The 13,112-nt window shown below is 59.8% G+C and carries 9 protein-coding genes; all 9 read right to left on the minus strand.

The window, feature by feature from the left end; translation table 11 throughout:
• Window positions 1–104: 104 nt before the first annotated feature.
• Window positions 105–383: a hypothetical protein gene (locus D8U18_RS22135; protein WP_056856453.1), complete on the minus strand. Its 279-nt coding sequence runs from the start codon at window positions 381–383 to the stop codon at window positions 105–107.
• A 247-nt stretch (window positions 384–630) separates the two neighbouring features.
• The gene (rpsA, locus tag D8U18_RS22140) at window positions 631–2,322 is read right to left on the minus strand and encodes a 30S ribosomal protein S1 (protein WP_034151020.1); all 1,692 of its coding nucleotides are present in this window, start codon (window positions 2,320–2,322) and stop codon (window positions 631–633) included.
• A gap of 119 nt (window positions 2,323–2,441) precedes the next feature.
• Window positions 2,442–3,131 carry a (d)CMP kinase gene (cmk, locus tag D8U18_RS22145; RefSeq protein ID WP_131108410.1) on the minus strand — a complete coding sequence of 230 codons (690 nt, stop codon included), beginning with the start codon at window positions 3,129–3,131 and terminating at the stop codon, window positions 2,442–2,444.
• Window positions 3,128–5,335 (minus strand): bifunctional prephenate dehydrogenase/3-phosphoshikimate 1-carboxyvinyltransferase, encoded by a 2,208-nt coding sequence (locus tag D8U18_RS22150; RefSeq protein ID WP_241664348.1) that lies wholly within the window; start codon window positions 5,333–5,335, stop codon window positions 3,128–3,130. Before D8U18_RS22150 ends, cmk begins: the two co-directional genes overlap by 4 nt.
• A 28-nt stretch (window positions 5,336–5,363) precedes the next feature.
• Window positions 5,364–6,476, minus strand: coding sequence for a histidinol-phosphate transaminase (gene hisC / locus D8U18_RS22155; protein ID WP_056856456.1), 1,113 nt, complete (start codon window positions 6,474–6,476; stop codon window positions 5,364–5,366).
• A 13-nt stretch (window positions 6,477–6,489) separates the two neighbouring features.
• Window positions 6,490–7,584 carry a prephenate dehydratase gene (gene pheA, locus D8U18_RS22160; RefSeq protein ID WP_007939916.1) on the minus strand — a complete coding sequence of 365 codons (1,095 nt, stop codon included), beginning with the start codon at window positions 7,582–7,584 and terminating at the stop codon, window positions 6,490–6,492.
• A complete protein-coding gene (serC, locus tag D8U18_RS22165) occupies window positions 7,584–8,669 on the minus strand; it encodes a 3-phosphoserine/phosphohydroxythreonine transaminase (protein ID WP_056856457.1) in 1,086 nt (361 codons plus the stop codon). Before serC ends, pheA begins: the two co-directional genes overlap by 1 nt.
• A gap of 252 nt (window positions 8,670–8,921) precedes the next feature.
• Window positions 8,922–11,576: a DNA gyrase subunit A gene (gene gyrA, locus D8U18_RS22170; RefSeq protein ID WP_131108412.1), complete on the minus strand. Its 2,655-nt coding sequence runs from the start codon at window positions 11,574–11,576 to the stop codon at window positions 8,922–8,924.
• Window positions 11,577–12,001: 425 nt separating this feature from the next.
• The gene (mtnA, locus tag D8U18_RS22175; protein ID WP_056856459.1) at window positions 12,002–13,078 is read right to left on the minus strand and encodes an S-methyl-5-thioribose-1-phosphate isomerase; all 1,077 of its coding nucleotides are present in this window, start codon (window positions 13,076–13,078) and stop codon (window positions 12,002–12,004) included.
• Window positions 13,079–13,112: the final 34 nt, after the last annotated feature.

The following is a 13,112-nucleotide window of genomic DNA, read 5'->3' on the forward strand; positions in this document are numbered from 1 at the left end:
TTTAGCACGCCCGCATGAATTTGAACAGCCCGAGTTTTGACATGTCTTCCAGCACAAGAAGGTGGCGGTTCTGAATGTCACTACGCCGATCCTGATTGGCGACGTTACCTGCAGATGACCAGCATGGTTCGTGTCAGGTAGCCTGCCGGATTGAAGCCGAACGGGAATTCATCTTCTTCCTTTGCATCGTCTGACCGGGTGACGACTTTATAGCCAGCGCCCTTGCACTCCTTGGCTGCGCGCTTTTGGCATTTTTCCCAGCCCGAGCCCAATCCCGAACAATCAACCTCTATGCCGCTGACACCTCGTACCGCATGGGTCTTGGCATTAGTGGTACAGCCCGCCAGTGTCAGTAAAGCTATTGCGACGATGAGCTTGTTCATTCACTTCCTTATGCCAGGCATGCCGCCCTGGCTTGGTTCGCTTGAGCGTAAGACTAGCTGCAAATAAGCGGTTGATCCTGTTAAAGAAAGAGACAGTTTTGCGGGGGTGTTGGTTTCGTGGGTTTGCTGATCGTGCGCGCATGTTGGAAGGATCGCAGCCTTCGGCAGCGCCTACGGGGGAGAAGCTACAAATTCCGGGCATAAAAAAGGGCGACCGAAGTCGCCCTTTTTTACAGAAAGTCAGAACTTAGTTCTGTTTTTCCATTTGTGCACGCAACAGGTCGCCCAGAGTGGTAGGACCAGCAGCGATGTCAGCAGCAGGCTTGTCTTTCAAGCTCTGGATTGCTTCTTTCTCTTCAGCATCGTCTTTCGACTTGATCGAGAGCTGGATTACGCGGCTCTTGCGATCAACGCTGATGATCTTGGCTTCAACTTCCTGGCCTTCTTTCAGAACGTTGCGCGCGTCTTCAACGCGGTCACGGCTGATTTCGGAGGCTTTCAGAGTCGCTTCGATATCGTCGGCCAGGGTGATGATGGCGCCTTTAGCGTCAACTTCTTTCACGATGCCCTTAACGATTGCGCCTTTGTCGTTCTCTTGAACGTACTCGGAGAACGGATCGCTTTCCAGTTGCTTGATGCCCAGGGAGATGCGCTCACGCTCTGGGTCAACCGACAGGATAACGGTGTCCAGCTCGTCGCCCTTCTTGAAACGGCGTACGGCTTCTTCGCCCACTTCGTTCCAGGAGATGTCGGACAGGTGAACCAGACCGTCGATGCCGCCGTCCAGACCAATGAAGATACCGAAATCGGTGATCGACTTGATGGTGCCGGAGATTTTATCGCCCTTGTTGAACTGGCCAGAGAAATCTTCCCATGGGTTAGATTTGCACTGCTTGATGCCGAGGGAGATACGACGACGCTCTTCGTCGATGTCCAGAACCATGACTTCCACTTCGTCGCCGACTTGTACGACTTTCGAAGGGTGGATGTTCTTGTTGGTCCAGTCCATTTCGGAAACGTGTACCAGACCTTCAACGCCTTCTTCCAGCTCAGCGAAGCAGCCGTAGTCGGTCAGGTTGGTTACACGAGCGGTAACGCGAGTGCTTTCTGGGTAACGGGCTTTGATAGCAACCCATGGATCTTCGCCCAGTTGCTTCAGGCCCAGGGAAACACGATTGCGCTCGCGATCGTACTTCAGAACCTTGACATCGATCTCGTCGCCAACGTTGACGATTTCGGAAGGATGCTTGATGCGCTTCCAAGCCATGTCGGTAATGTGCAGCAGGCCATCGACGCCACCCAGATCGACGAATGCGCCGTAATCGGTGAGGTTCTTGACGATACCTTTGACTTGTTGGCCTTCCTGCAGGGATTCCAGCAGAGCTTCGCGCTCGGCGGAGTTCTCGGCTTCCAGGACGCTGCGACGGGAAACGACAACGTTGTTGCGCTTCTGGTCCAGCTTGATGACCTTGAATTCCAGCTCTTTGCCTTCCAGGTGCGTGGTGTCGCGCACTGGACGGACGTCAACCAGAGAACCTGGCAGGAACGCACGGATGCCGTTAACGTCGACAGTGAAGCCGCCTTTAACCTTACCGTTGATAACGCCCTTGACCACTTCTTCGGCTGCGAAGGCAGCTTCCAGAACAATCCAGCATTCAGCGCGCTTGGCTTTTTCACGGGACAGCTTGGTTTCACCAAAGCCGTCTTCAACCGAGTCCAGCGCAACGTGAACTTCGTCACCGACGTTGATAGTCAGGTCGCCAGCGTCGTTGTAGAACTGCTCAAGCGGGATGAGTGCTTCAGACTTCAGGCCAGCGTGAACGGTTACCCAGCGAGCTTGGTAATCGATATCAACGATAACACCGGTGATGATGGAGCCTGCCTGAAGGTTCAGGGTTTTTAGGCTTTCTTCAAAGAGTTCCGCAAAGCTTTCGCTCATTTTAATTCCTGTTGATGAGGGCGAAGAATACGCCCATCTCCACACCCCAGACGGTGTGGGTTAGTTTCATTTAGAAGAAGCGCCCCAGGACTATGACTGGTCCCCTGCGGCCTTCTTGGTCACCCGGCAATATCGCGAATGGCGATCTCGCTCATGATGCGTTCCAGCACCTGATCGATGGACAATTCCGTGGAATCCAGCTGTATGGCGTCAGCCGCCGGCTTGAGCGGGGCTACCGCTCGCTGGGTGTCACGCTCATCGCGTGCACGTATCTCATCTAGCAGACTCGACAGACTAACACTATCGACTTTGCCCTTCAACTGCAAGTATCGACGGCGCGCACGCTCCTCGGCACTGGCGGTCAGGAAAATCTTCAGCGGCGCGTCCGGAAAAACCACCGTTCCCATGTCCCGGCCATCGGCCACCAGGCCCGGCGCTTCCTGGAATGCACGCTGGCGCTGCAGCAGCGCCTCGCGTACGGCGGGCAATGCAGCCACTTGAGAGGCACCGGAGCCGACGCTTTCCGTGCGGATCACATCGCTGACTTCGTCGCCTTCCAGGATGATGCGTTGCAGCTGACCTTCGGTCGCCGCGATGAACTGCACATCCAGATGAGCGGCAAGTTTTTTCAGCAATTCTTCGTTGGTCAGGTCAACGCCGTGGTTATGCGCGGCGAATGCCAGCAGCCGATAAAGTGCACCGGAATCCAGCAGGTTCCAGCCCAGACGCTTGGCCAGGATCCCGGCGACCGTGCCCTTGCCGGAGCCGCTCGGCCCGTCGATGGTGATGACCGGTGCAATTTTGATCACGACTGAGCCTCTTGGGCAACGCGGATACCGACCTGTGCGCACAACGACAGGAAGTTCGGGAACGACGTCGCGACGTTAGCGCAATCATGGATGCGGATCGGTGCCGTAGCGCGCAGCGATGCAACGCTGAATGCCATGGCAATCCGGTGGTCGCCGTGACCATGCACTTCGCCGCCGCCGATCGAGCCGCCGTCGATAATGATGCCGTCCGGGGTTGGCTCGCACTTGACGCCCAGCGCCAGCAGGCCATCGGCCATGACCTGGATACGGTCCGACTCCTTGACCCGCAGCTCTTCGGCGCCGGTCAGCACAGTACGGCCTTCGGCGCAGGCAGCTGCCACGAACAGGACCGGGAATTCGTCGATAGCCAACGGAACCAACTCTTCAGGAATCTCGATACCCTTGAGTTTAGCCGCCCGTACGCGCAAATCCGCTACCGGCTCGCCGCCCACTTCACGCTGGTTTTCCAGGGTGATGTCGGCGCCCATCAGGCGCAGGATGTCGATCACACCGGTACGGGTCGGGTTGATGCCGACATGCTCCAGTACCAGGTCTGAACCTTCAGCGATCGATGCAGCCACCAGGAAGAACGCCGACGACGAGATGTCGCCCGGTACTTCAATGTGGGTCGCGGTCAGCTTGCTGCCGGACTCGACGGAGGCGGTCGCGCCATTGACAGTGACCGGGTAGCCGAAGCCGCGCAACATGCGTTCGGTGTGATCGCGGGTCGGTGCCGGTTCGGTGACGGTGGTCTTGCCTTCGGCATACAGACCCGCCAGCAGCAGGCAGGATTTCACCTGGGCACTGGCCATTGGCATGGTGTACGTCAGGCCCTTGAGCTTATTGCCACCACGGATGACCATTGGTGGACGGCCTTCAGCGGCGGTTTCGATCACCGCACCCATTTCACGCAGTGGATTAGCCACGCGATTCATCGGGCGCTTGGACAACGAAGCGTCGCCGGTCAGGGTGCTGTCGAAATCCTGTGCGGCCAGCAGACCGGACAGCAGGCGCATCGAAGTACCGGAATTGCCCAGGTAGATCGGGCCAGGCGCGGGTTTCAGGCCATGCAGGCCGACACCGTGAATGGTCACGCGACCGTGGTGCGGGCCCTCGATGACCACGCCCATGTCACGGAACGCCTGCAAGGTCGCCAGGGCGTCTTCGCCCTCAAGGAAGCCTTCGACTTCGGTGACGCCTTCGGCCAGGGAGCCGAGCATGATCGAACGGTGGGAAATCGATTTGTCACCTGGTACGCGAATCCGACCGGACAGGCGGCCACCAGGTTGAGCCAGGAAAATCAGATCGTTGGAATTCATAGCGTCCACATAGGCCCGACGGGCCAGGATTTTACTGAAATGCTCGCGGGCAACCCGGGCGCGAGTGAAAACGCCCAACAATTGGTGCCCATCCCCTGCATCGACCGCGTCGCGCAAGGCGTCGAGGTCGCTGCGAAATGTATCGAGTGTGCGCAGGACAGCTTCGCGGTTGGCGAGGAAGATGTCGTGCCACATGACCGGGTCGCTTCCGGCGATTCTTGTGAAATCGCGGAAACCGCCCGCAGCGTAACGGAAGATCTCAAGATTTTCATTGCGCTTGGCCAACGAATCGACCAAACCGAAGGCCAACAGGTGCGGCAGGTGACTGGTCGCCGCCAGGACTTCGTCGTGGCGCTCGACCTGCATGTGCTCGACATCGGCGCCCAATTCGCGCCACAGTCGATCGACCACGGCCAAAGCTTGCGGATCGGTCTGCTCCAGCGGCGTCAGGATCACCTTGTGGCGACGGAACAGCTCAGCATTGGAGGCTTCCACCCCGCTCTGCTCGGAACCAGCGATCGGATGTCCCGGCACGAAGCGCGACGGCATGCCGCCGAACGCCTCAGTGGCGGCACGTACGACGTTGCCTTTGGCGCTGCCGACATCGGTCAGAACCGCTTGCCCCAAGTCCATGCCAGCCAAGCGGCCAAGCATTTTCTCCATGGCGAGGATCGGGATGGCGAGCTGGATCACGTCGGCACCCTGGCAAGCAACGGCCAAGTCTTCTTCGCAGCGATCCACCACACCCAGTTCCACCGCCAGCTTGCGCGACTGTGGATCGAGATCGACCCCGACCACTTCGCGGCACACGCCACTTTCGCGCAAACCCTTGGCAAACGAACCGCCGATCAACCCCAGACCGACTACCACCAGGCGCCCAATCATAGGTTCAGCAGATTGCAGTGCAGTGACATCAACCACGAGCCAGAACCTTGGTCAGCGCCTCAAGGAAGCGGCTGTTTTCTGCCGGCAGACCGATGGTCACGCGCAAGTGGTTCGGCATGCCGTAGTTGGCCACCGGACGCACGATCACGCCTTCGCGCAGCAAGCCCTGGAACACCGGGGCCGCGACTTGACCGAGATCGACGCAAATGAAGTTGCCTTTGGAAGGAATCCAGCTCAGCCCCAGCTCCCGGAAACCCGCTTGCAGTTGCTGCATGCCGGCTTCGTTCAGGCGGCGGCTTTCAGCCAGGTAGTCCTGGTCTTTCAACGCCGCGCAAGCCGCGGCCAGAGCCAGGCTGTTGACGTTGAATGGCTGGCGCACACGGTTCAGCACATCGGCCACCACGGCGCTGGACAAACCATAACCGACGCGCAGCGATGCAAGGCCGTAGGCCTTGGAGAACGTACGCGAGACCAGCAGGTTCGGATAAGCCGCGAGGAAATCCAGACCGTCCGGCAGGTCGCTGCCCTCGGCGTATTCGATGTAGGCCTCGTCCAGCACGACCAATACGTGCTCCGGGACATCCTGCAGGAATTCGTCCAGCGCCTCGGCGTCGAACCAGGTGCCGGTCGGGTTGTTCGGGTTGGCGATGAACACCACGCGGGTGTTGGCATCGATGGCCGCCAGCATGGCCGGCAGGTCATGCCCCCATTCCTTGGCCGGAACGACCTTGGCCTGGGCACCCACCGCCTGAGTGGCAATCGGGTAGACCGCGAACGCGTGCTCACTGAACACGGCGTTGAGGCCCGGCGCCAGGTAGGCGCGCGCCACCAGCTCAAGAATGTCGTTGGAGCCATTGCCCAGCGTCACCTGATTCAGCTCGACGCGACATTGCTCGGCCAACAGGGACTTGAGCGCAAAACCGTTGCCGTCCGGATAGCGGGTCAGCTCGGCCAATGCATCACGGATGGCTGCCAACGCCTTGGGGCTCGCGCCCAGCGGGTTTTCATTGCTCGCCAGTTTGACGATGCTGGCCGGATCGAGGTCCAGCTCGCGCGCCAGTTCGTCCACGGGCTTGCCCGGAACGTAAGGCGAAAGTTGTTGCACGCCCGGCTGTGCCAGAGCGAGGAAGTTGCCACTCATTTGCTACCGCCCCTTAGAGAACTGCTTTCGGGTAGGAACCCAGCACTTTGAGTGCCACTGCTTCCTGACTGATCTTTTCCAGCACACCTTTTACCAGCGGATCGCGGTGGTGGCCGACAAAGTCGATGAAGAACACGTAGGTCCATTTACCGCTGCGCGACGGACGGGTCTCGATGCGCGTCAGATCGATGCCGTTATCGTGGAACGGCACCAGCAATTCATGCAGCGCGCCCGGCTTGTTGCTCATGGACACGATGATCGAGGTTTTGTCGTCGCCGGTCGGCGGCACTTCCTGATTACCGATCATGAGGAAGCGCGTGGAGTTGTCCGGACGGTCCTCGATCTTCTCGGCCAAACGGGTCAGCCCGTAGAGACCGGCCGCCATGTCGCCGGCAATCGCCGCCGAGTTCCACTCGCCCTTGACCCGCTTGGCCGCTTCGGCGTTGCTGGACACTGCCACGCGCTCGACATTCGGGTAATGGGCGTCCAGCCACTTGCGGCACTGGGCCAGGGACTGGGCGTGGGAGTAGATACGGCTGATGCTGTCGGTCTTGGTGTTTTCACCGACCAACAGGTGATGGTGAATGCGCAGTTCGACTTCACCGCAGATCACCATGTCGTGTTCGAGGAAGCTGTCGAGGGTGTGGTTGACCGCGCCTTCGGTGGAGTTTTCCACCGGGACCACGCCAAAGTTCACCGCACCGGCCGCCACTTCACGGAACACTTCGTCGATCGCCGCCATCGGCTTGCTGATCACCGCATGGCCGAAGTGTTTCATCGCTGCCGCTTGGGTGAAGGTGCCTTCAGGGCCGAGGTAAGCCACTTTCAGTGGCTGCTCCAGCGCCAGGCACGACGACATGATTTCGCGGAACAGACGCGCCATCTCTTCGTTGCCCAGCGGCCCCTGGTTGCGTTCCATGACACGCTTGAGCACCTGAGCTTCGCGCTCGGGACGATAGAACACCGGCACTTCGCCTTCGGCCAGCGAGGCCATCTTTACTCGCGCGACTTCCTGGGCGCAGCGCGCGCGCTCACTGATCAGCTCCAGGACTTTTTCGTCCAGAGCATCAATGCGCAGGCGCAGTGCCTTGAGTTCTTGCTCAGACATCAGCCGTGTTCCTTCTCGAACTCTGCCATGTACGAAACCAGCGCGTTGATCGCGTTGATGTCGACGGCGTTATAGATGGAGGCACGCATGCCGCCCACGGAACGGTGCCCTTTGAGGTTCAGCAGGCCGCGTTCGTCGGCGCCGGCCAGGAACGGCTTGTCCAGGCGATCGTCAGCCAGGCGGAACGGCACGTTCATCCACGAGCGGTCCGAGTGATTGATCGGGTTGCTGTACAGACCGCTGGCATCAATGAAGTCGTAGAGCGTGCGCTTTTTCACTTCATTGAGCTTGCCGATGGCTTCGACACCGCCCTGCTCTTTCAGCCACTCGAACACCAGGCCGGACAAGTACCAGGCCAGGGTTGGCGGCGTGTTGTACATCGAGCCGTTATCGGCCGCGACCTTGTAGTTGAGCATGGTCGGGCACAGCGAACGGGCGTGACCCAGCAGGTCTTCGCGCACGATGTTGACGACGATGCCGCTCGGGCCGATGTTTTTCTGCGCGCCGGCGTAGATCATGCCGAAACGGGAAACATCCACCGGGCGAGACAGGATGTCCGAGGACATGTCGGCGACCAGCGGAACATCACCGGTTTCTGGAATCCATTGGAATTCCAGGCCGCCGATGGTTTCGTTCGGCGCGTAGTGAACGTAGGCCGCGTCTTTCGACAGCTTCCATTCGTTCTGGCCGGGAATGGCGAAGTAATCGTAAGGCTTGGCGGTTGCGGCGACGTTGACGTGACCATAGCGCGAAGCTTCTTCGATGGCTTTCTGCGACCAGATACCGGTGTCGATGTAGTCGGCAGAGCCGTTTTCCGGCAACAGGTTCAGCGGAATCTGCGCAAATTGCTGGCTGGCGCCACCTTGCAGGAACAGCACTTTATAGTTCGAGGGGATATTCAGCAGATCACGCAGATCCTGCTCTGCCTTGGTGGCAATGGACACGAACTCATCGCTGCGATGGCTCATTTCCATGACCGACAGGCCCTTGCCGTGCCAATCGAGAAGTTCACCCTGGGCGCGCTTCAGGACAGCTTCGGGAAGCGCCGCAGGACCGGCACAGAAGTTATAGGCTCTCTTGCTCACATCCAATCTCGCTCTGATCTGGTGGTCACTTGAATCTTTTGGTCTGCGAATGATCGTTCCCACGCTCTGCGCGGGAATGCCGCTGGGGACGCTCCGCGTCCCATGACGCAGAGCGTCATTGGATGCATTCCCACGCAGAGCGTGGGAACGATCATTACGCGGAGCGTGGGAACGATCATTCGCAGTGTTGCAGATTTTCATACCGGACAAACAACAAGGGGGCGAATTCTCATCCGCCCCCTGTTTACCCGCTTATTCCTGTGGTTCTTCGTCAGCGGCGGCGTCGAGCTGCTGGTCTTCGGCGACATCATTGATTACGACGTCACCTTCGAACACTGCACCCTCTTCACCTTCCAGCTCTTCGCCCTCGACTTCCGAAGGCTCCTGAACCCGTTCCAGGCCGACCAGCGTTTCGTCATTGGCCAGTTTGATCAGGGTCACGCCCTGAGTGTTACGGCCCAGGCTGGAGACTTCGTCGACACGAGTACGCACCAGCGTGCCCTGGTCGGAAATCAGCATGATTTCCTCGCCATCGAGCACTTGCACCGCACCGACCAGACGGCCGTTACGCTCGTTGCTGACCATGGCGATAACGCCCTGACCGCCACGCTTGTACTCAGGGAACTCGGTGATCGCGGTGCGCTTGCCATAACCACGCGCCGAAGCGGTGAGGATCTGGCTGCCTTCTTCCGGGATCAGCATGGAAATCAGCTTCTGCCCTTCCGGCAGACGCATGCCGCGCACGCCGCGAGCGGTACGGCCCATGGCACGCACGTCGGACTCTTTGAAGCGAGTGACCTTGCCGCCGTCGGAGAACAGCATCACTTCGCGCTCGCCATCGGTGATGGCCGCAGAGATCAGCACGTCGCCTTCGTCCAGTTCCAGCGCGATCAGACCGACGCTGCGCTGACGGCTGAAGGATTCCAGCGGGGTCTTCTTCACGGTGCCGTTGGCGGTGGCCATGAAGATGTAGTGACCTTCGGTGTATTCCTCGACCGGCAGCATGGTGGTGATGTATTCACCGTCATCCAGCGGCAGCAGGTTGACCAGCGGACGACCACGGGCGGCGCGGGACGCTTCTGGGATTTCGTAGGTTTTCAGCCAGTACACCTTGCCCTTGCTGGAGAACAGCAGCAGCGTGGTATGGCTGTTGGCGACCAGCAGGTGAGCGATGTAGTCCTCGTCCTTGACGCCGGTAGCCGATTTGCCTTTGCCGCCACGACGCTGAGCCTGGTACGCAGCCAATGGCTGGGTCTTGGCGTAGCCACCGTGGGAAATGGTCACGACGCGATCTTCTTCCGGGATCATGTCACCCAGGGTCAGGTCGAGACGCGCATCGAGAATCTCGGTGCGGCGCACGTCGCCGTATTCGGCACGGATCACTTCCAGCTCTTCGCGGATCACTTCCATCAGACGCGTGGCGCTGTTGAGGATGCGGATCAGCTCGCCGATCTGGTTGAGGATCTCTTGGTACTCGGCCAGCAGCTTCTCGTGTTCCAGACCGGTCAGGCGGTGCAGACGCAGTTCCAGAATGGCTTGCGCCTGTTCTGGCGAGAGGAAGTACTTGCCTTCGCGCAGGCCGTATTGCGGATCGAGGTTTTCCGGACGGCACGAATCGGCGCCGGCACGCTCGACCATCGCCACTACCGCCGAGGATTCCCAAGGGGTGCTGACCAGCGCTTCCTTGGCTTCCGACGGCGTTGGCGAAGCCTTGATCAGGGCGATGACCGGGTCGATGTTCGACAGGGCGACCGCTTGACCTTCGAGAATGTGACCACGTTCGCGCGCCTTGCGCAGTTCGAACACGGTACGACGGGTCACCACTTCGCGACGGTGACGAACGAAGGCTTCCAGCAGGTCCTTGAGGTTGAGGATCCGCGGACGGCCGTCGATCAGCGCGACGATGTTGATGCCGAATACCGCTTGCAGCTGGGTCTGGGCGTAGAGGTTGTTGAGGATGACCTCAGGCACTTCGCCGCGACGCAACTCGATCACGACGCGCATACCGTCCTTGTCGGACTCGTCGCGCAGTTCGGTGATGCCTTCAAGCTTCTTCTCTTTTACCAGCTCGGCGATCTTCTCGATCAGACGGGCCTTGTTCAGCTGGTAAGGGAGTTCGGTGATGACGATCTGCTGACGGCCACCGACCTTGTCGATGTCTTCGATGATCGAGCGGGCACGCATGTAAATGCGCCCGCGACCGGTGCGGTAGGCTTCGATGATGCCGGCGCGACCGTTGATGATCGCCGCGGTCGGGAAGTCCGGACCGGGGATGTATTGCATCAGCTCGTCGACGGTCAGCTCAGGGTTGTCGATGAGCGCCAGGCAACCGTCGATGACTTCACCGAGGTTGTGTGGCGGGATGTTGGTCGCCATGCCCACGGCGATACCGCTGGAGCCGTTGACCAACAGGTTGGGAATACGGGTCGGCATGACCGCCGGGATCATTTCGGTGCCGTCGTAGTTCGGCACCCAGTCCACGGTTTCCTTGTGCAGGTCAGCCAGCAGCTCGTGCGCCAGCTTGGTCATGCGCACTTCGGTGTATCGCATGGCCGCGGCGTTGTCGCCGTCCACCGAACCGAAGTTGCCCTGGCCGTCTACCAGCAGATAGCGCAGGGAGAATGGCTGCGCCATCCGAACGATGGTGTCGTACACCGCGGTATCACCGTGCGGGTGATACTTACCGATCACGTCACCGACAACACGGGCAGATTTCTTGTACGGCTTGTTGAAGTCGTTGCCCAGCTCGCTCATCGCGAACAGCACACGCCGGTGCACGGGCTTCAAGCCATCGCGCGCATCCGGCAGTGCCCGCCCGACAATTACGCTCATTGCGTAGTCGAGGTAGGACTGCTTCAGCTCGTCTTCGATATTGACCGGGAGGATTTCTTTGGCCAGTTCGCCCATGAGAAGCCTGATTCCTTTTTCTGGTGAAACTTCGTCATATCCATATGGGACCAACGAAGCTCGCCGCTGCCGGCTGAGTGCCATGCACCGACTTACGACAAATCAACGAGTTATGCCACGGATCTGCGCAGTAAAGGTCACCCCGCGGGGCAACCCTGGAAACCGCCGGATGTTATCACAAGAGCCGCCACGCACCTATCCCCCAGATGCGCATGGAGAGTAGTTAGTTGACCGGTGACAGGCTTGAAGGGGACGAGAGAGGCTTAGAGCTTCTTTGTATGCAGATTTGAGGCCTGGCTTGTGGTTGTTTATTGACTTTTAAGGCCCCATCGCTGGCAAGCCAGCTCCCACAGGATTAATGGCGGGCGCAAACCCTGTGGGAGCTGGCTTGCCAGCGATGGCGACCTTTCAGGCACAACAATCCTTTAATGCAGGCGCTTGCGGCACATCAGCTGCGCTATTTTCGCGGTATCCGGGCGTTCGACGATGCCTTTTTCAGTGACGATGGCGTCGATCAGATCCGCCGGGGTCACGTCGAATACCGGGTTGAACGCATCCACTCCCGCACCGAGGCGCTTGCCGCCGACTTCCAGCAATTCGCGACCGTCACGCTCTTCAAGCGGAATGTCATCACCACTGGCCAAATGCATGTCGATGGTCGAACTCGGCGCCACCACCATGAAGCGCACGCCGTGGTGCATGGCATTGACCGCCAGTTGATAAGTACCGATTTTGTTGGCCACGTCGCCGTTGGCGGTGATCCGGTCGGCGCCGACGATGACCCAGGTAGGCCCCTTGGTCTTCATGATGTGGGCCGCGGCGGAATCGACATTCAGGGTTACGGGAATGCCCTCGTTGGCCAGCTCCCACGCGGTCAACCGCGAACCTTGCAGCCAGGGACGGGTTTCGTCGACATACACACGCTCGACCATGCCTTCGATGAAAGCACCGCGAATCACCCCCAGCGCGGTGCCGAAGCCGCCGGTGGCCAGCGCGCCGGTATTGCAGTGGGTCAGGATCGCCTGGGCATTGCCCTGGTGTTTGCGGATCAGGTCCACGCCCAGTTGCGCCATGGTCAGGTTGGCTTCGCGATCACTTTCGTGAATGGCGATCGCCTCGGCTTCCAGCGCCACCAGCGGGTCGGCATTTTCTTTCAGGCGATCAAGCCGATCGTGCATGCGGCCCAGTGCCCAGAACAGGTTTACGCCAGTGGGACGGGCGTCGGAGAGCAGTGCGAAATCCTCTTCCAGCGCCGCATACCAGTCGCCGCCTTCGGCAATCCGGGTGCGGGCCGCCAGCACAATGCCATAGGCGGCGCTGATGCCGATCGCAGGCGCACCGCGCACCACCCTGGTACGAATGGCTTCGGCCACGCCGGCCGCGCTGGTATAGGCGATCCAGGTTTCCTCGAACGGCAAAACACGCTGATCAAGCAGATAGAGGGCGCCATCACGCCAATCGATGGCCTTCACCTTCTCCGCAGCCAACAGTCGATCGCGCATCCCACACCCCGCACTCATGAACACAAAAGCCGCC

It is taken from the genome of Pseudomonas sp. Sample_10 (assembly GCF_004321495.1).
Classification (GTDB): Bacteria; Pseudomonadota; Gammaproteobacteria; order Pseudomonadales; family Pseudomonadaceae; genus Aquipseudomonas.

Excerpts from the sequence above, each read along its gene's own strand:
- mtnA (WP_056856459.1), bottom strand. The coding sequence starts at position 13,078 with ATGCGCGATCGACTGTTGGCTGCGGAGAAGGTGAAGGCCATCGATTGG.
- gyrA (WP_131108412.1), bottom strand. The coding sequence starts at position 11,576 with ATGGGCGAACTGGCCAAAGAAATCCTCCCGGTCAATATCGAAGACGAG.
- hisC (WP_056856456.1), bottom strand. The coding sequence starts at position 6,476 with ATGAGTGGCAACTTCCTCGCTCTGGCACAGCCGGGCGTGCAACAACTT.
- D8U18_RS22150 (WP_241664348.1), bottom strand. The coding sequence starts at position 5,335 with ATGATTGGGCGCCTGGTGGTAGTCGGTCTGGGGTTGATCGGCGGTTCG.
- D8U18_RS22135 (WP_056856453.1), bottom strand. The coding sequence starts at position 383 with ATGAACAAGCTCATCGTCGCAATAGCTTTACTGACACTGGCGGGCTGT.
- rpsA (WP_034151020.1), bottom strand. The coding sequence starts at position 2,322 with ATGAGCGAAAGCTTTGCGGAACTCTTTGAAGAAAGCCTAAAAACCCTG.
- pheA (WP_007939916.1), bottom strand. The coding sequence starts at position 7,584 with ATGTCTGAGCAAGAACTCAAGGCACTGCGCCTGCGCATTGATGCTCTG.